This window comes from Streptomyces sp. NPDC059166, assembly GCF_042755185.1.
GTDB lineage: Bacteria > Actinomycetota > Actinomycetes > Streptomycetales > Streptomycetaceae > Streptomyces.
Window position 1 is genome coordinate 120,092 of sequence record NZ_JBHZCI010000016.1, and the last position, 17,955, is coordinate 138,046.

The 17,955-nt window shown below is 71.1% G+C and carries 19 protein-coding genes; 10 read left to right on the plus strand and 9 right to left on the minus strand.

All coding sequences use genetic code 11. The annotated features are described in order from the left end of the window. Positions 1-38 precede the first annotated feature (38 nt). From ACFXOA_RS14755 to ACFXOA_RS14765, 3 genes are all read right to left on the minus strand, one after another. Positions 39-833: an SURF1 family protein gene (locus ACFXOA_RS14755; RefSeq protein WP_385027030.1), complete on the minus strand. Its 795-nt coding sequence runs from the start codon at positions 831-833 to the stop codon at positions 39-41. 68 nt (positions 834-901) lie between these two features. Further along, positions 902-1,135 carry a hypothetical protein gene (locus ACFXOA_RS14760; RefSeq protein WP_078492597.1) on the minus strand — a complete coding sequence of 78 codons (234 nt, stop codon included), beginning with the start codon at positions 1,133-1,135 and terminating at the stop codon, positions 902-904. Between the two features lie 64 nt (positions 1,136-1,199). Continuing rightward, complete coding sequence (locus ACFXOA_RS14765) at positions 1,200-2,207, minus strand: DEDDh family exonuclease (protein ID WP_385027033.1); 1,008 nt, start codon at positions 2,205-2,207, stop codon at positions 1,200-1,202. Positions 2,208-2,348: 141 nt separating this feature from the next. Here ACFXOA_RS14765 and ACFXOA_RS14770 point away from each other — a divergent pair, with 141 nt between their 5' ends. From ACFXOA_RS14770 to ACFXOA_RS14780, 3 genes are all read left to right on the plus strand, one after another. After that, on the plus strand, positions 2,349-3,062 hold the full coding sequence (locus ACFXOA_RS14770) for a VIT family protein (protein ID WP_385027036.1): 714 nt from the start codon (positions 2,349-2,351) through the stop codon (positions 3,060-3,062). Between the two features lie 181 nt (positions 3,063-3,243). Continuing rightward, entirely contained in the window at positions 3,244-4,131 is an 888-nt protein-coding gene (locus tag ACFXOA_RS14775; RefSeq protein WP_385027039.1) for a sterol desaturase family protein, read from the plus strand. Beyond that, positions 4,128-4,808 (plus strand): lysoplasmalogenase, encoded by a 681-nt coding sequence (locus ACFXOA_RS14780; RefSeq protein ID WP_385027042.1) that lies wholly within the window; start codon positions 4,128-4,130, stop codon positions 4,806-4,808. Before ACFXOA_RS14775 ends, ACFXOA_RS14780 begins: the two co-directional genes overlap by 4 nt. 189 nt (positions 4,809-4,997) lie before the next feature. Here the strand turns inward: ACFXOA_RS14780 and ACFXOA_RS14785 are convergent, their stop codons facing one another. Beyond that, a complete protein-coding gene (locus tag ACFXOA_RS14785) occupies positions 4,998-6,530 on the minus strand; it encodes a S8 family serine peptidase (protein WP_385027045.1) in 1,533 nt (510 codons plus the stop codon). A 311-nt stretch (positions 6,531-6,841) separates the two neighbouring features. On the opposite strand from ACFXOA_RS14785, the gene ACFXOA_RS14790 reads away from it, so the two are divergent. The 3 genes from ACFXOA_RS14790 (at position 6,842) to moaA (ending at position 9,983) form a co-directional block, all read left to right on the plus strand. Continuing rightward, a complete protein-coding gene (locus ACFXOA_RS14790; RefSeq protein ID WP_385027048.1) occupies positions 6,842-7,207 on the plus strand; it encodes a DUF485 domain-containing protein in 366 nt (121 codons plus the stop codon). Then, entirely contained in the window at positions 7,204-8,844 is a 1,641-nt protein-coding gene (locus tag ACFXOA_RS14795; protein WP_385027051.1) for a cation acetate symporter, read from the plus strand. Before ACFXOA_RS14790 ends, ACFXOA_RS14795 begins: the two co-directional genes overlap by 4 nt. A gap of 149 nt (positions 8,845-8,993) precedes the next feature. After that, positions 8,994-9,983: a GTP 3',8-cyclase MoaA gene (gene moaA / locus ACFXOA_RS14800; protein ID WP_385027054.1), complete on the plus strand. Its 990-nt coding sequence runs from the start codon at positions 8,994-8,996 to the stop codon at positions 9,981-9,983. Here moaA and ACFXOA_RS14805 read toward each other — a convergent pair. Both ACFXOA_RS14805 and ACFXOA_RS14810 read right to left on the minus strand, forming a co-directional pair. Continuing rightward, positions 9,966-10,214, minus strand: coding sequence for a hypothetical protein (locus ACFXOA_RS14805; protein WP_385027057.1), 249 nt, complete (start codon positions 10,212-10,214; stop codon positions 9,966-9,968). The genes moaA and ACFXOA_RS14805 overlap by 18 nt on opposite strands. 207 nt (positions 10,215-10,421) lie before the next feature. Further along, a complete protein-coding gene (locus ACFXOA_RS14810; RefSeq protein ID WP_385027060.1) occupies positions 10,422-10,796 on the minus strand; it encodes a DUF3099 domain-containing protein in 375 nt (124 codons plus the stop codon). 214 nt (positions 10,797-11,010) lie between these two features. Between ACFXOA_RS14810 and ACFXOA_RS14815 the strand changes: the two genes are divergently transcribed. Continuing rightward, a complete protein-coding gene (locus ACFXOA_RS14815; protein WP_385027063.1) occupies positions 11,011-11,295 on the plus strand; it encodes a GlsB/YeaQ/YmgE family stress response membrane protein in 285 nt (94 codons plus the stop codon). A 68-nt stretch (positions 11,296-11,363) separates the two neighbouring features. Here the strand turns inward: ACFXOA_RS14815 and tyrS are convergent, their stop codons facing one another. From tyrS to ACFXOA_RS14830, 3 genes are read right to left on the minus strand one after another with little or no spacing between them, the layout of a single operon-like run. After that, the gene (gene tyrS / locus ACFXOA_RS14820) at positions 11,364-12,632 is read right to left on the minus strand and encodes a tyrosine--tRNA ligase (RefSeq protein WP_385027066.1); all 1,269 of its coding nucleotides are present in this window, start codon (positions 12,630-12,632) and stop codon (positions 11,364-11,366) included. A 53-nt stretch (positions 12,633-12,685) separates the two neighbouring features. After that, a complete protein-coding gene (locus ACFXOA_RS14825) occupies positions 12,686-14,080 on the minus strand; it encodes a metallopeptidase TldD-related protein (protein WP_385027069.1) in 1,395 nt (464 codons plus the stop codon). Next, entirely contained in the window at positions 14,077-15,600 is a 1,524-nt protein-coding gene (locus tag ACFXOA_RS14830) for a TldD/PmbA family protein (RefSeq protein ID WP_385027072.1), read from the minus strand. Before ACFXOA_RS14830 ends, ACFXOA_RS14825 begins: the two co-directional genes overlap by 4 nt. Before the next feature lie 220 nt (positions 15,601-15,820). Between ACFXOA_RS14830 and fabG the strand changes: the two genes are divergently transcribed. The 3 genes from fabG (at position 15,821) to ACFXOA_RS14845 (ending at position 17,844) form a co-directional block, all read left to right on the plus strand. Then, positions 15,821-16,540, plus strand: a complete 720-nt coding sequence (gene fabG, locus ACFXOA_RS14835; protein ID WP_385027075.1) for a 3-oxoacyl-[acyl-carrier-protein] reductase — start codon at positions 15,821-15,823, stop codon at positions 16,538-16,540. 5 nt (positions 16,541-16,545) lie between these two features. Next, on the plus strand, positions 16,546-17,313 hold the full coding sequence (gene fabI / locus ACFXOA_RS14840; protein ID WP_362542508.1) for an enoyl-ACP reductase FabI: 768 nt from the start codon (positions 16,546-16,548) through the stop codon (positions 17,311-17,313). A gap of 159 nt (positions 17,314-17,472) precedes the next feature. Further along, complete coding sequence (locus tag ACFXOA_RS14845) at positions 17,473-17,844, plus strand: hypothetical protein (RefSeq protein ID WP_385027078.1); 372 nt, start codon at positions 17,473-17,475, stop codon at positions 17,842-17,844. Positions 17,845-17,955: the final 111 nt, after the last annotated feature.

The window sequence follows — 17,955 nt, forward strand, 5'->3', positions numbered from 1 at the left end:
CAGCGAACCCGGCGGGAAAGCCCGTCCGACGTGGTCTCTCAGGTGGTCGCGGGCTCCGGTTCCGGCGCCGCCTCGGCGTCCCGGGCCGCCTGCTCGCGGTCGCGCTTCTCACGGCGTACGAGGATGACCCAGCCGACGGGCACCCCGGCGGCGAAGAGCCACCACTGCACGGCGTACGCCATGTGGGGGCCGATGGAGCTGTCGTCGGGCGCCGCGATCGTCTCGGGACTGCCCCCGGCCGGTTCCGGATCGGTCAGCTCGAGGTATCCGCCGAGCACGGGCCGGCCCAGCAGATGCGCCTGCTGGGCGCTGTTGATCAGCATGACCTGCCGGTCGGGGAGGCCCGCGAGATCCTTGATGCCGCTGGCGCTCGTCGTCTCGTCCGCCTTGAGGCGTCCCTCGACCGTGACCTCGCCGCGCGGCGGGGCGGGAACCTTCGGGAAGCTCTGCTGGGAGGCGGCCGCCTCGACCCAGCCGCGATTGACCAGGACGGTGCCCCCGCCCTTGAGGTCCAGGGGGGTCAGCACCAGGACGCCGATCCGCTCGTCCCGGGAGGTGCGGCGGCGCACGACGACCTCGTGCTCGGTGTCGAAGGTGCCGGTTGCCGTCACGGCCCGCCAGTAGTCGGAGCGGGGGACGGTGTGCCCGGGGGATGTGAGGGTGCTGACGGGAACCGGGTCGGACTTGAGGTTCCGGGTGATCAGGGCGTTCTGCTCGACCTTGTGCTCATGCCGGTGCAGCTGCCAGAAACCCAGCTCGATCATCGTCGGGATCATGGCGAGGACGAGAAGGGTGACAATCACCCACTGCCGGGTCAACAGGAAGCGGTACACCCCATGACCGTACAACCGGGGTCATGGGGTGCGTCACGGAGGGTCCCCGTGCCGGGAGGAGCGACCCGTCACACTTTGTCCACGATGCCCGTCCTTCCCTCGGCGCGGGCGCAGTGGCCGCCGCAGTACCAGTGACCGTCCACCTCGACGCCCTGGCCGATGACCTGCACCCGGCAGTGCTCGCAGATGGGCGCCATGCGGTGGATGGCGCAGGAGAAGCAGTCGAAGACGTGCACCGCGCCCTGCGCGTGCACCTCGAAGGACATGCCGTAGTCGTTTCCGCAAACCTCACAACGTGCCATGCGCCACAGGGTGGGACGCCGGGCGGCGGCGGGGCGAGCGGGTGCCGGGCGAGTCGCCCCCGGTTCACTCCGATGACGGTGACGGCCTCGGCACGGAGGCCGTCACCGCGGGGGCCACGTCCCGCAGGAGATGGGTGAAGGCGCTCTCCTCGATGATGGGGGTGCCGAACGCCTTCGCCTTCACCGTCTTGGACGTCGTCGAGTCCGGATCGTTGGTGACGAGCAGGCTCGTGAGCCGGGAGACGCTCGTCGCCACGTGCAGACCCGCCTCCACGGCGCGGTCCTCCAGGAGCTCGCGGTCGACGGAGGTGTCACCGGAGAACGCCACACGCATGCCCTGCATGAGTGGTTTGTCCGGCTCGTAGCGTCCCGGGTTCGGGAACGGGCACGCGGGACGCTTGCGCGAGGGGCGCCAGCTGCCCTGCCCCTGCGACGGGCGGTATCCCGAGCGGGGGGTGACGGGGGAGTCGTACCACTCCGTGAGGGGCCGGCACTCCAGCAGCGGAAGGCGCACCCCGCCCCGGGCCGCCGCGTGCAGGCTCGGCCGGAACGCCTCGGCCAGCACCCGGGCGTCGTCCAGCGCGTGGTGCGCCCGCTGCTGCACCACACCGAAGTGCGCGGCCAGCGACTCCAGTTTGTGGTTGGGCAGCGGAAGCCGGAGCTCCTTGGCCAGCGCGATGGTGCACAGCCGCTGCTCCACCGGGGCGGTGACCGACGCGCGGGCGTACTCCCTGGCGATCATCGACCAGTCGAAGGCGGCGTTGTGGGCCACGAGCACCCGGCCGCCGAGCCGCTCGGACAACTCCGCCGCCACCTCAGGGAAGAGCGGCGCGCCCTCCAGGACCTCACTGGTCAGGCCGTGGATCCAGACCGGGCCGGGATCCCGCTGGGGATTCACCAGCGTGTACCAGTGGTCCTCGACCTCGCCTCTCGCGTCGAGGCGGTACACGGCAGCGGAGACTATCCGGTCGTCGCGGGCGAGTCCGGTGGTCTCCACGTCGACGACCGCGTACCCCTGCGGATACGCGGCCGGCCACGGCGCTGCGGTCTGACGGTCCTCGAGCATGGTCACAGAGAATACGGGCCGGGACCGACAACGGACCATCCGGGCGCCCGGGAGGTGTGAACGCGGACGGCGTGCCGCGTAGTTGGCCACGGCAGCGGGAATGCGCTCCGGGACGCGCCCGCGGCGGGCGCGGGGAGAGGGCCCCGGATGACGGACGCACAGGAGCACGACGAACCGCGCGGCGGCGGGCTCGGCACCCGGCTCAACTGGCTCCGGGCCGCAGTGCTCGGCGCCAACGACGGGGTGGTCTCCACCGCCGGCATCGTCGTCGGTGTGGCCGGGGCCACGGGGGAACGTTCCGCCCTGCTCACCGCGGGACTCGCAGGGCTGCTGGCCGGGTCGATGTCGATGGCGGCGGGCGAGTACGTGTCGGTGTCCACCCAGCGGGACTCGGAGAAGTCGGCACTGGACACGGAGAAGCGGGAACTGGAGGAGACCCCGGAGGCCGAGCTCGCCGAGCTGACCGGACTGCTGGAGGAGAAGGGGCTGAGCCACGAGCTCGCCCGGGAGGCCGCGGTGCAGCTCACACGGCGTGACGCGCTGCGTGCCCACGCCGAGGTCGAGCTGGGCATCGATCCGGACGAACTGACCAACCCGTGGCACGCCGCGGGCGCCAGCTTCCTGGCCTTCACCGCGGGCGCGCTGCTCCCCCTGCTGGCGATCGTGCTGCCGCCCGCTTCGGCGCGGCTCCCGGTCACGGTGGCCTCGGTGCTCGCCGCCCTGGCGCTCACCGGCTGGTGGAGCGCCCGGCTCGGCGCGGCCCCGGCCGGCCCCGCTGTGCTGCGGAACATGGCCGGGGGAGCGGTCGCCATGGCCGTCACCTACGTGGCGGGGGCTCTGCTGGGGGCGGCGGGGGTGTAGAGGGAGCCCCCGGGCCTCCCCGGGTGCCGCGCACGGCCGGGCGGGCCCGCTCCCGCGGCCGCCGGACGCCCCGCGGCCGCACGCTTGGCGGAAACCGCCAAAGCGGAGCGACACCGGCCCTCGCATACTTGTCGGTAACAACATCTATGCCCGGCGCCCGGGGCGGCTCTACGGTGCACGCATGGAGCCGAACCTGCCCGATGTCGTGCTGTGGTCGATCCCGGCCTTCGTCCTGCTCACCGTCCTGGAAATGGTGTCCTACCGGCTTCACCCGGACGACGAGGCCGCCGGTTACGACGCCAGGGACGCCGCCACCAGCGTCACCATGGGGCTGGGCAGCCTGGTCTTCGACCTGCTGTGGAAGATACCCGTCGTGGCGATCTACGCCGCCCTGTACGAACTGACCCCACTGCGCGTGCCCGTGCTGTGGTGGACCGTCCTGCTAATGCTGCTCGCCCAGGACTTCTTCTACTACTGGTCCCACCGGGGCCACCACGTCATCCGGATCCTCTGGGCCTGCCACGTGGTCCACCACTCGAGCCGGAAGTTCAACCTCACCACGGCGCTGCGCCAGCCCTGGACCTCCCTGACCTCCTGGCCGTTCTACCTCCCGCTCATCGCGCTCGGCGTCCACCCCGCCGCGCTCGCCTTCTGCTCGTCGGCGAACCTCGTCTACCAGTTCTGGGTGCACACCGAACGGATCGGCAAACTGCCCAGGCCCTTCGAGTACGTCCTCAACACCCCCTCCCACCACCGCGTGCACCACGCGTCCCAAGGGGGCTACCTCGACCGGAACTTCGGCGGGATCCTCATCCTGTGGGACCGGCTCTTCGGCTCGTTCGCCGCCGAGACCGAACGGCCCGTCTTCGGGCTCACCAAGAACATCACCACCCACAACCCGTTCCGGGTCGCCACGCACGAGTACGCCGCCATCGCCCGCGACGTACGGGCCGCAGCCACCTGGAGCGAGCGGGCGGGCCGCGTCTTCCGGGGGCCGGGCTGGCAGCCGCCGGCGGGCGGGACCGCCCGCCGGGTACAGCCGGACGCGGCCGCGGAGCGCACCGGATGAGCGCCCGCGCCGGAGCACCCGCACTCGTACGGCCTCTCCTGGCGGCCTTCCTCGCCGCCTCGGCGGTCCACCTGACGGGGCTGCTCGCCGGGTCCGAACCCCTGCATCTGGCCACCAAGCCGCTGCTGATGCCCCTGCTGGCGGCCTACGCGGCCGCACGCGGCGGCCCCCGGATCCTCGTCGCCGCCCTGCTGTGCGGCTGGGCCGGCGACGTGCTGCTGATGTCCGGCGCGGAGCCCGCGTTCCTCGCCGGGATGGGCTTCTTCGCCGCCGGCCACGTCTGCTACCTGCTGCTCTTCGGCCGGGCCCCGGTACGGCCGGTCACCGGGCTCCTCTACGCCGTGGTGCTCGTCGTGTTCGTCGCGCTGCTGTGGCCGGGGCTGCCGACCGGGCTGCGCGTCCCGCTTGCGGGATACAGCCTGCTGCTCACGGCGACGGCGTGGCGGGCCGGTGTGCTGGGGCGCCTCGCGGGCACCGGTGGAGCCCTCTTCCTCCTCTCCGACGCCCTGATCGCCACGGGCCTCGCGGACTGGCCCCAGCCACCGGCCCACGACTTCGTGGTCATGCTGACCTACATCGCGGCGCAGTACCTCCTCACCGCAGGAGCGCTGGAGCACGGCTCGGATCCCGGGGGCACCGTCACGGAGGCCTGCCGTGCGGGCCGTGCCGGAGCCTGAGACCGGCGAGGCCTCACCCGTGCGTGCCACCCGGCTCGTGGCCGCGCCCTGACCGTCGCACCGGACGGGACACCGGGGGACGCGAGGCGGTGGACGGGCGGTACGGCGCCCGAAGTCCTCGTGCGCCCGGCCCGGAGCCGTACGGCACGGAGAAGGGGGCCGGGGCACCGGCCCCCTCTCACGTGGGGACTACCAGCGGACCGCGTCCAGTGCGTCCACGACACCGGCTCCGTAGAAGCCGTTGTAGTACTTCCCGCCCTCGCAGACCGCGTCCACGGTGCCGTCACCGTCGATGTCGTACGGCGCGCCGCACGCGGTGGCGTCGGCCTGGACCGTCATCAGCGCCTTCACCGCGGCCGCCGAGGCGTACGGGTGCTTCGACTTGATCAGCGCCGCGACACCCGCGACATGCGGGGACGCCATCGACGTACCGGCCTTGTAGCCGTATCCGCCACCCGGCAGCGTCGACAGGATCAGGCCGTTGTCGGCCGGCGCCTCGGGCGTCTGGTAGCGCGTCGAGTCTCCGCCGGGCGCGGCCACGTCGATGACCCCGAGACCGTAGTTCGAGTACGAGGACTTGAGGTTCTTCGCCCCGGTCGCCGCCACCGTCACGACACCCGGGAGCATGGTCGGGATGTCGGGGCAGGCGCTCGGGTCGACCGTGCGGGTGACCGTCGTCGCGTCGTTGGGGCTCGTGGTGTCCTCGATGGCGTCGAGGGCCAGGTCGTGGTCCGAGTTGCCCGCCGCCGCGACGTTGACGACGCCCTTGCCCTCCGCGTAACGGGTGGCACGGGTGACCGCCTCGACGAGGGCGCCCTGGTCGGGATCGTTCTTGCAGTTGAACAGCCACGGGTCGGTGTAGTAGCTGCTGTTCGTCACGTCGACGCCGTGCTCGGCCGCCCACACGAAGCCGCAGACGACGGCCTCGGTGTAGAAGTAGCCGGCCGGGGTCGAGACCTTGATGCCGGCGACCTTCACGCCGGGCGCCACCCCGGTCACCCCGACGCCGTTCTTCGCAGCGGCGATGGTGCCGGCGACGTGCGTGCCGTGGTCGCTCTCACCGGCCATCGGGCGCCAGGCGCCGTCCGTGGTGTCCGGAGCGCCGGACACGCAGCTCACCGAGGCCTTGCGGTCGAAGTTCGGTGCCAGGTCCGGGTGCGTGTCGTCCACGCCCGTGTCGATGACGCCGACGGTGACCTTGCTGCTGCCGAGCGACCTCTTGTGTGCCTGGTCCGCCTTGATGGCGGGCAGGTCCCACTGCAACGGCTCCAGCGGATCCTGGCCGGCCGCCGCGTCCTTCGAGGCCGCCTGCGCCTGCGCGGCCGTGAGCGGCTGCTCGACCCCGATGTCCTTGGTCGCCTGCGGCTCGATCGGCGCGTTGCGCGTGGCGCCCGCCGACTGGACGCCCCTGGCCTTGCGGATCGTCGGGGCGAAGTCCGGGTTCTTCGAGTGGACGACGATGACGCCTATCTTGTCGTACGAGGTGACGATCGTTCCGCCGGCCTTGGATATCGCCTCCCGCACCTGCTTGGCCGTGCCTTGGCCCGCCCGTGTGTTCACGACGTACGACAACTGCGGGCCGTCCGCCGTGACGGCCGCCGCCGGCTCCTCCGTGGGTGCCGCGGCGGCGGTTCCCGTCGGGAGGAAGCCGAGGGAGGCCGTGAGCGCGAGTCCGACGGGCAGCGTGAGTACGCGAGTCCGTCTGGATGCCAGATGAGCCATGGGTTCTCCACATCATCCGTGCCGTGGGACCGGGCACAGCCGTGTCCGGTCCGGTACATGACCAAGGAAGTTATCCCTGATCTTCCCGGAGCATCAACGAATACGGGCAAGTGAGTTCGAGGTGTGACCTCCGGGAGTCGCGTCCACGGCAGCCGGCGGCAGAAGACCGAACCTGCGGTGAACCACTTCGCCGCGCTCTCCGTGCCGTTGCACAGGGAGTCGCACGACCGGCCCAGCCGCCCCCACACCGCGGAGGACTCCCCGTGAAATCCACCCTTCCCACCACCGCACCCGCGTCGCGAGGAGAATCCGTGGCCACCGAAGCACCACCGCCCCAGCGGCCTGAGGACGGCAGCCCCGTCCAGCCCACGACCGAGGCGTTCCTCGAGGCCCAGAGCAGCGCGGAGTTCACCGAACTGCGCCGCTCCCACCGGTCCTTCGCCTTTCCCCTGACCGTCGGCTTCATCGCCTGGTACCTGCTGTACGTGCTGCTGTCCAGCTACGCCGGTGACTTCATGGCCACCAAGGTCGTCGCCAACTTCAACGTGGCCTTCGTGTTCGGCCTCGCCCAGTTCGCCACCACGTTCCTGATCGCCTGGTTCTACTCCCGCCACGCCACGAACAAGCTCGACCCGCAGGCGGCGGCCATCAAGTCCCGTCTGGAGGCCGACGCATGAGCGCCGCGTACGCATCGCACGACGTGATCCAGCTCGCCGCCACCGGCTCGACGTCCGAGCACCGGCCGCTGATCATCACCCTCTTCGCGGTCTTCGTCGCCGCGACCCTGGGCATCACGGTCTGGGCGGGCCGGCAGACCAGGAGCGCCTCCGACTTCTACGCGGGCGGCCGCCAGTTCACCGCGTTCCAGAACGGCCTCGCGGTCTCCGGCGACTACATGTCGGCCGCGTCCTTCCTCGGCATCGCCGGCGCCATCGCGCTCTTCGGATACGACGGCTTCCTCTACTCCATCGGCTTCCTAGTCGCCTGGCTCGTCGCCCTGCTGCTCGTCGCCGAGCCGCTGCGCAACTCGGGCCGCTACACCATGGGCGACGTCCTCGCCTACCGGATGCGGCAGCGGCCGGTACGCACCGCCGCCGGAACCTCCACCATCGTGGTGTCGATCTTCTACCTGCTCGCCCAGATGGCCGGCGCCGGCGTCCTGGTCTCCCTGCTCCTCGGCATCACCAGCGACGCGGGCAAGATCCTCATCGTGGCACTGGTCGGCGTCCTCATGATCCTCTACGTCACCATCGGCGGGATGAAGGGCACCACCTGGGTGCAGATGGTCAAGGCGGTCCTGCTCATCGCGGGCGCCCTGCTGATGACCCTCATGGTGCTGTGGAAGTTCGACTTCAACGTCTCCGACCTGCTCGGCACCGCCGCCGAGAAGAGCGGCCACGGTGCGGCGTTCCTGGAGCCCGGTCTCAAGTACGGCGCGACGGGCACCTCGAAGCTCGACTTCATCTCGCTCGGGATCGCCCTGGTGCTCGGCACCGCGGGCCTCCCGCACATCCTGATCCGCTTCTACACGGTGCCCACGGCCAAGGCCGCCCGCAAGTCCGTGAACTGGGCCATCGGCATCATCGGCGCCTTCTACCTGATGACCATCGCCCTCGGCTTCGGCGCCGCCGCCCTGATCGGACCCGAGGAGATCAAGGCGAAGAACCCGGCGGGCAACGCGGCCGCACCACAACTCGCCGAATACCTCGGCGGGGTCGGCACCACCGGCGGCGCGGTCCTGCTGGCGGTCATCTCGGCCGTCGCCTTCGCCACCATCCTCGCCGTCGTCGCGGGACTCACCCTCGCCTCCTCGTCCTCCTTCGCGCACGACATCTACGCCAACGTCATCCGCAAGGGACAGGCCACCGAGAAGGAGGAGATGCGCGCCGCGCGGTGGGCCACCGTGGCCATCGGCATCGTCTCCATCGCCCTGGGAGCCATGGCCCGCGACCTCAACGTCGCCGGCCTCGTCGCCCTGGCGTTCGCCGTCGCCGCGTCGGCCAACCTCCCGACCATCCTCTACAGCCTGTTCTGGAAGCGCTTCACCACCCAGGGCGCGCTCTGGTCCATCTACGGCGGCCTCGCCTCGTCCGTCCTGCTGGTGCTCTTCTCACCGGTCGTCTCCGGCAAGGCCAGCTCGATGTTCCCGGACGTCGACTTCGCCTGGTTCCCGCTGGAGAACCCCGGACTCATCTCCATCCCGCTGGGCTTCCTGCTCGGCTGGCTCGGCTCGGTCGTCTCCAAGGAGGAGCCGGACCGCGGCAAGTACGCCGAACTCGAGGTCAAGTCCCTCACCGGCACCGGCGCGCACTGACCGCACCACCCGGGGGCCCCGTCGTAGGGATCTACGACGGGGCCCCCGCGCACCTCGTGTCAACCGGTCCCCCGCCCTGTCACACCACTCGCGTACTCTCGGAGGAGTCAGACCGCAAACGCGGACACCACCGGGGGAGGGGGCCCACAGTGCTCATCGACACCTACGGCAGGGTCGCCACCGACCTGCGTGTATCACTGACCGACAAGTGCAATCTCCGCTGCACCTACTGCATGCCCGAAGAGGGGCTGCAGTGGCTGTCCAAGACCTCCCTGCTCAGCGACGACGAGATCGTGCGGCTCATCCGCATCGCCGTCACCGACCTCGGCGTCACCGAGGTCCGCTTCACCGGCGGCGAGCCGCTGCTGCGCCCCGGACTGGTCTCCATCGTCGAACGCTGCGCGGCCCTGGAGCCCCGCCCCAGGATGTCGCTCACCACCAACGGCATCGGGCTCAGGCGCACCGCGTCGGCTCTGAAGGCCGCGGGCCTGGACCGGGTCAACGTCTCGCTGGACACCCTGCGGCCCGACGTCTTCAAGACCCTCACCCGCCGCGACCGGCACAAGGACGTCCTGGAGGGGCTCCAGGCGGCGCGGGAGGCCGGACTCACCCCGGTCAAGGTCAACTCCGTCCTGATGCCCGGCCTCAACGACGACGAAGCCCCCGACCTCCTCGCCTGGGCCGTGGAGAACGCCTACGAACTCCGCTTCATCGAGCAGATGCCGCTCGACGCCCAGCACGGATGGAAGCGCGAGGGCATGATCACGGCCGGTGACATCCTGGCCTCCCTGCGCACGCGCTTCACCCTCACCCCCGAAGGCGACGAGGAACGCGGCTCCGCTCCCGCCGAGCGATGGACGGTGGACGGCGGCCCGCACCGCGTCGGCGTCATCGCCTCGGTCACCAGGCCCTTCTGCCGCGCATGCGACCGCACCCGGCTCACCGCCGACGGCCAGGTCCGCACCTGCCTCTTCGCCCGCGAGGAGACCGATCTGCGCGGCGCGCTCCGCTCCGACGCACCGGACGAAGAGATCGCGAGGATCTGGAAGCTCGCGATGTGGGGCAAGAAGGCCGGGTCCGGACTCGACGACCCCACCTTCCTCCAGCCCGACCGCCCGATGTCAGCGATCGGCGGCTGAGGAGTCCCACTCCTCGAGCGCCACGACGTCCTTGAGGAAGCCGCGCACACCGAGGAACGACGACAGGTGCTCGCGGTGCTCCTCGCAGGCCAGCCAGGTCTTGCGGCGCTCGGGGGTGTGCAGCTTCGGGTTGTTCCAGGCGAGGACCCACACGGCGTCGGCGCGGCAGCCCTTGGCGGAACAGACCGGTGCGCCCGAGGCGCTCTCGGCGGAGGTGTCGGGGAAGTTCACGACTCAACCCTAAGGGCTCCCGCCATGCCGCCCCGCCGGAGAACGGCGACGCCGAGCAGCCACGGGGGGAGCTGCCCGGCGTCGGTCCGTCGCTCCGACGGGGGATGCGGAGCGTTCACGGAAGTATGGCACGGCGCCCAGGCCCCGGGGCACCGGAACGGCATGATTGATCTGAGCTTTTCCTGAGCTTGGCGGGAAGGCTCGCCGTCAGCCCGCGGAGCCGGCGTCGCCCGTGCGCCCGGCGGGCCCCGGCTCTGGGGCCGCGTCCCCCGCACGCCCCGCCGGGGCCGCGTCGAGCGCGGGCCGCACCGGGGCCGGGACGAACGTCGTGGGGAGCGAAGGGGCGTTCTCACGGCCTGCGTTGGCGATGACCACCGCGACATAGGGGAGCAGGAGGCCGAGCGCGAGCGCCACCATCGCCACATGCCGCTCGACGTTCCACAAGGTCGCCGCCAGGACCACCGACAGGGTGCGCACGGACATCGAGATGATGTAGCGCCGCTGCCTGCCGCGTACGTCGTCGGAGAGACCCTGCCGGGCCCCGGTGATCCGGAAGACCTCCGTGCCGCTCTGCTTGCGCATCGTGAATTCCACCGCCAGATCTCTGTGCCGGACCCACCCGGACCGCGCCGCTCCTACGGTACGCCGGGCGCCCACGCGGTTCGAGACCGGGGCGCGCCCGGTTCGTACCGGTCCGGGCGCCGTGCCACGAACGGCCCCGCCCGGCGGGCGGCGTGTGCCCGGCAGGCCCAGACTGGCACCGACGTGCGCACACCGCGCCGCACGAGGAGGCGATATGAGCTGGTTGTGGGCAATCATCGTGGGTCTGGTGCTGGGCGTGATCGCCCGCGCGATCCTGCCGGGCAAGCAGGACATCCCCCTCTGGCTGACGGTGGTATTCGGCATCCTCGGCAGCATCCTGGGCAACGCCGTCGCGGGCTGGATCGGGGTCAGGGACACCGACGGCATCGACTGGATGCGGCACATCCTCCAGCTGATCGGCGCCGTGGTGGTCGTCGGCGTCGGTGACATGCTCTGGCAGTCCTTCAAGGGCAGCCGGAAGAAGCAGCAGCGAACCTGAGCGCGAACAGCGACGAAGGGGCCGGTCACACAGGTGACCGGCCCCTTCGCTGTCGCGTTCCGCGGGCGTCAGCCGGCGACGACCTCGACGGCCGCCAGGTTCTTCTTCCCGCGGCGCAGGACGAGCCAGCGGCCGTGCAGGAGTTCCTCGCGGGCCGGAGCGGCCTCCCCGTCCGCGACCTTCACGTTGTTCACGTAGGCGCCGCCCTCCTTGACCGTGCGGCGGGCCGCCGACTTGCTGGCCGACAGGCCGACCTCGACCAGCAGGTCCACGACCGGGGCCGGCTCGGTCACCCGGGCGTGCGGAACCTCGGACAGGGCCGCGCTCAGCGTCGCCTCGTCCAGCTCGCCGAGCTCACCCTGGCCGAACAGCGCCTTGGACGCCGCGATGACCGCCGCGCACTGCGCGCCCCCGTGCACGAGCGTCGTCAGCTCCTCGGCCAGGGAACGCTGCGCGGAGCGCGCCTGAGGGCGCTCCTCCGTGAGCTTCTCCAGCTCCTCCAGCTCCACGCGGCTCTTGAAGCTCAGGATGCGCATGTACGTCGAGATGTCCCGGTCGTCCACGTTCAGCCAGAACTGGTAGAACGCGTACGGCGTCGTCATCTCCGGGTCGAGCCAGACGGCCCCGCCCTCGGTCTTGCCGAACTTGGTCCCGTCGGCCTTCACCATCAGCGGTGTCGCCAGCGCGTGCACGACCGCCCCCGGCTCCAGGCGGTGGATCAGGTCGATCCCCGCCGTGAGGTTGCCCCACTGGTCGCTGCCGCCCTGCTGGAGGGTGCAGCCGTGGCGCCGGTAGAGCTCCAGGAAGTCCATGCCCTGCAGGAGCTGGTAGCTGAACTCGGTGTAGCTGATGCCCTCCTGCGACTCCAGCCTGCGGGCGACCGAGTCCTTGGTGAGCATCTTGTTGACCCGGAAGTGCTTGCCGATGTCCCGGAGGAACTCGATCGCGGACAGGCCGGCCGTCCAGTCCAGGTTGTTCACCATGGTGGCGGCGTTCGGGCCCTCGAAGGTGAGGAAGGGCTCGATCTGCGCGCGCAGGCGCTGCACCCAGGCGGCGACGGTCTCCGGGTCGTTCAGCGTGCGCTCGGCGGTCGGCCGGGGGTCGCCGATCTGGCCGGTGGCCCCGCCCACCAGGGCGAGGGGCCTCAACCCGGCCTGCTGGAGCCTGCGCATGGTGAGCACCTGCACCAGATGGCCCACATGAAGACTCGCCGCGGTCGGGTCGAACCCGCAATAGAAGGTGACCGGGCCGTCCGCGAGAGCCTTGCGCAGTGCGTCCTCGTCGGTGGACTGGGCGAACAGCCCGCGCCACTTCAGCTCGTCGACGATGTCCGTCACGGTCGTTTCTCTCCTCTGCGGATTCGATGGGTTGTGCGGCCAGTCTATGGGGGTCAGACGCCTCGGCTGACCGAGCTCATGTGGAAGTCCGGGATGCGCAGCGCGGGCATCGCGGCACGGGTGAACCAGTCACCCCACTCGCGCGGCAGCGTCCGCTCGGTGCGCCCCGCCTCCGTGGCACGGGACAGCAGGCCGACCGGAGACTCGTTGAAGCGGAAGTTGTTCACCTCCCCGAGCACCTCCCCGTCCTCCACCAGATACACCCCGTCCCGGGTGAGACCGGTGAGCAGCAGGGTGGCGGGGTCCACCTCCCGGATGTACCAGAGGCACGTCAGCAGGAGGGCGCGGCCGGTCGTCGCTGCCACCATCTCCTCCAGGGACCGCTCACCCCCGCCCTCCAGCAGAAGATTGTCCGTCGCGGGAGACACCGGCAGGCCCGTCAGACCCGCGGAGTGCCGGGTCGTCGTCAGCCGCTCCAGCCGGCCGTCCTTGATCCACTCGGTCGGGGTCAGCGGAAGCCCGTTGTCGAAGACCGACGAGTCGTCCCCCGACGCGTGCGCGACGACGAAGGGCGCCGACTCCAGCCCCGGGGCGTGGGGATCGCTGCGCAGGGTCAGCGGCAGCTCGGAGAGCTTCTCGCCGATCCGGGTGCCCCCGCCCGGCCGGGAGAAGACCGTACGGCCCTCCGAGGCGTCCCGGGCCCCCGCCGACCAGTACTGGTAGATCAGCAGGTCCGCCACCGCCGTCGGCGGCAGCAGCGTCTCGTAGCGCCCGGCCGGCAGCTCGATGCGGCGCTCGGCCCAGCCCAGGCGCCGCGCCAGTTCCGCGTCCATCGCGGCGGGGTCGACGTCCTCGAAGTCGCGGGTGGCCCTTCCCGCCCATGCCGAACGCGACCGGTCGGGGGACTTGGCGTTCAGCTCCAGCGTCCCGTTCGGCTGGTCGTGGCGCAGCCGGAGCCCCGCCGACGTGCCCAGGTACGTGGACGTCATCTGGTGGTGGGCGAAGCCGTACAGTTCGCGGCCGCCCGCGCGGGCACGGGCGAAGGCGTCGCCGAGCGCCGGGGCGAAGGCGGCGAAGACGTCGGAGCCCGTCTCGGCGGGTGCCTCGGTGAAGCCGGGGGAGACCGGGACCCCGGAGACCGGCGGCTGGGCGTCCTCCGCCGGGCCGGCGGCGCGAGCGGCGGCCTCGGCGGCCCGCACCAGCGGCTCCAGGTCGTCGGCGGTGACGGCCGAGCGGGAGACGACGCCGGACGCCGTCCCCTCGGAGCCGTCCACGGTCGCGATCACGGTCAGGGTCCGTCCCCGCGTCACGCCGTTCGTGGTCAGAGCGTTGCCGGCCCACCGCAGATTGGCGGAGGAGTTCTCGTCCGCGACGACCACACAGCCGTCGGCGGTGGAGAGCTCCAGAGCCCGCTCGACGATCTCGTACGGCTTGCTGGTGCGGCTCATCGCCCGGCCTCCTGCGTCGTGTTGAGGATGTTCACGCCCCGGAAGAGGGCGGAGGGGCAGCCGTGCGAGACCGCCGCGACCTGGCCGGGCTGGGCCTTGCCGCAGTTGAACGCGCCACCGAGGACGTAGGTCTGGGGGCCGCCGACCTTCTCCATCGAGCCCCAGAAGTCCGTGGTGGTCGCCTGGTAGGCCACGTCCCGCAGCTGACCGGCCAGCCTGCCGTTCTCGATCCGGAAGAACCGCTGACCCGTGAACTGGAAGTTGTACCGCTGCATGTCGATCGACCAGGACCGGTCGCCGACCACGTAGATCCCGCGCTCCACCCCGCCGATCAGATCCTCCGTCGACAGCCCGCCGGGATCCGGTTCCAGCGACACGTTCGCCATCCGCTGGACGGGCACGTGCTCCGGGGAGTCGGCGTACGCACACCCGTTGGACCGGCCCAGGCCCGTCAGCTTCGCGATCCGGCGGTCCGTCTGGTAGCCGACCAGCGTCCCGTCCTTCACCAGGTCCCAGGACTGCGCCTCGACGCCCTCGTCGTCGTACCCGACGGTCGCCAGGCCGTGCTCGGTGGTGCGGTCACCGGTCACGTTCATCACGGGGGAGCCGTACGCGAGCTTGCCCAGCTGGTCGAAGGTGGCGAACGAGGTCCCCGCGTAGGCGGCCTCGTAGCCCAGCGCCCGGTCCAGCTCGGTCGCGTGGCCGATCGACTCATGGATCGTCAGCCAGAGGTTCGACGGGTCGACGACCAGGTCGTACGTCCCCGCCTCGACGCTCGGCGCCCGCATCTTCTCGGACAGCAGGCCCGGAATGCGCTCCAGCTCGGCGTCCCAGTCCCAGCCCGTGCCGGTGAGGTACTCCCAGCCCCGGCCTACCGGCGGGGCGATCGTCCGCATCGAGTCGAACTCCCCGGTGGTGCCGTCCACGGCCACCGCGGTCAGCTGGGGATGCACCCGGACGCGCTGCTGGGTGGTGACGGTGCCCGCCGTGTCGGCGTAGAACTTGTTCTCGTGGACCGTCATCAGCGAGGCGTCCACATGCGCCACCCCGTCGGCCGCCAGCAGCCGCGAGCTCCAGTCGGCCAGCAGCGCCGACTTCTCCTCCGCGGGCACCGAGAAGGGGTCGGTCCCGTAGGACGACACCCAGGTCCGCTCGCCGTGGACCGGCTCGTCCGCCAGCTCCACCCTCTCCCGCGACCCGGCCGCCGCGATCACCTTCGCGGACAGCTTCGCCATGGCGACCGCCTGCGAGGCCACCCTGGCCGCGGCGTCCATCGTCAGATCGACCCCGGAGGCGAAGCCCCACGCCCCGCCGTGCACCACCCGGACCGCGTACCCGGTGTCGGTGGTGTCCGAGCTGCCGGAGGGGCGGGCGTCCCGCAGCCGCCAGGAGGCGCTCCGCACCCGCTCGAACCGGAAGTCCGCGTGCGTGGCACCGAGCGCGCGGGCGCGCGCGAGCGCCGCGTCGGCGAGGGCACGCAGCGGCAGGGCCAGGAACGACTGATCTACCTCGTGGGCCACGCGGGCCTCCCCTACTCCACTGACGAAAATGTCTCCGCAGTGAATCATGGGGGCTCGGGCCGGTCCGTGCTCCGGTTTTACGACCCCCGATCCGTACGGGGCCCTTCTGTGGGAACCCGACAGACGCGGCCCGGCGGCGCTGTCGATGGCCGATTCTCTGGATCAGGTCTGGTACCGATAGGTTTTCGCTGTACCAGCCCGCCAAGGAAAGGGTGATCCGTTGAGCCGCTCGGTTCTCGTCACCGGAGGAAACCGGGGCATCGGCCTCGCCATCGCCCGCGCCTTCGCCGACAACGGCGACCAGGTCGCCATCACCTACCGGTCCGGTGAGCCGCCCCAGGCACTCACCGAGGCGGGTGTGCTCGCGGTCCGGTGCGACATCACCGACGCCGAGCAGGTGGAGCAGGCCTACAAGGAGATCGAGGAGAAGCACGGTCCCGTCGAGGTGCTGGTCGCCAACGCCGGTATCACCAAGGACCAGTTGCTGATGCGGATGTCCGAGGAGGACTTCACGTCCGTGATCGACACCAACCTCACCGGCACCTTCCGCGTCGTCAAGCGCGCCAACCGCGCGATGCTGCGCGCCAAGAAGGGCCGCGTCGTCCTGATCTCCTCCGTCGTCGGCCTCCTCGGCTCCGCCGGCCAGGCCAACTACGCGGCGTCCAAGGCGGGCCTGGTCGGCTTCGCCCGGTCGCTCGCCCGCGAGCTCGGCTCGCGGAACATCACTTTCAACGTCGTCGCCCCCGGCTTCGTCGACACCGACATGACCCAGGTGCTCACCGATGAGCAGCGCAAGGACATCGTGTCGCAGGTGCCGCTCGGCCGTTACGCGCAGCCCGCCGAGATCGCGGCCGCGGTGCGCTTCCTCGCGTCGGACGACGCGTCGTACATCACTGGAGCCGTCATCCCCGTTGACGGCGGATTGGGCATGGGTCACTGATCACCATGAGCGGAATTCTCGACGGCAAGCGCATCCTCGTCACGGGTGTGCTGATGGAGTCCTCCATCGCTTTCCACGCCGCGAAGGTGGCCCAGGAGCAGGGCGCCGAAGTCATCCTGACGGCCTTTCCCCGGCCGACCCTGACCGAGCGGATCGCGAGGAAGCTCCCGAAGCCGGCCAAGGTCATCGAGCTCGACGTCACCAACACCGAGCACCTCGACCGGCTCGCCGGCCTGGTGCGTGACGAACTCGGGTCGCTCGACGGAGTCGTCCACTCCATCGGCTTCGCCCCGCAGGACGCGCTCGGCGGCAACTTCCTCAACACCCCGTTCGAGTCGGTGTCCACCGCGATGCACGTCTCGGCGTTCTCGCTGAAGTCGCTGGCGATGGCCTGCAAGCCGCTGATGAGCGAGGGCGGCTCGATCGTCGGCCTCACCTTCGACGCGCAGTTCGCCTGGCCGCAGTACGACTGGATGGGCCCGGCCAAGGCGGCGCTGGAGGCCACCTCCCGTTACCTCGCCCGCGACCTCGGCCAGGACGGCATCCGCTGCAACCTGATCTCCGCGGGGCCGCTCGGTTCCATGGCCGCCAAGTCCATCCCGGGCTTCGACGGACTCGCCGAGGTGTGGAACACGCGCGCCCCCATGAAGTGGGACATGACGGACCCGGAGCCCGCCGGTCGCGGCATCGTCGCGCTGCTCTCGGACTTCTTCCCCCGCACCACGGGCGAGATCATCCACGTCGACAGCGGCGTGCACATGATGGGCGCCTGACCGCCCGCACCACGGCAACCGGCCGCGTACCCCCACCGGGAGGGTGCGCGGCCGGCGTGCGTCTCCGGGTGTGCGGCCGCTCGAGTCGAAAAGGCGGCGGTTCCACCGCAGAATGTGGTGGAACCGGACTTTTGGTCAGGCTGTGGGGAGGAGATCGTTGTGCGCTCCACACGTCGCCGAACCTGGGCGCTGCTCGCAGCGGCGGCCGTCGTCGCGGGGCTCCTGGCCCCGGTGGCCGTCAGCGCGGCCGACCGGGCCCGCAGCGGGCCGACGGCTCCCCGCACCCCGGAACCCGAACCCTCGGGCGCCGAATGCCGTACGTCGATCGAGGGATCCACGGTGATCGCGTACTGCCACAACCCGTATCCCGCCACCGACGTCGTCCGGCTCCACACCGAGTGCGCCCGCTGGTGGGACGTGGACGCGGACGGCGCCGCCGTCGCCGTGCAGCCGGGCCGCACCGTGAAGCTGGAGGACCGCTGCTGGAAAGAGGTCGGCAGGGCCTGGATCAGCCACTCCACGGCGGCCTGAGCGGCCCGGACAGTCCGAAGCCGGTCAGGGCCCCTGGGCGTGGAGTGCCGCAGGCGGCCCGGGCGCGGTGAGGCCGCCCGCCCGGGGCCTTAGGCGGCGGCCAGGACCTGC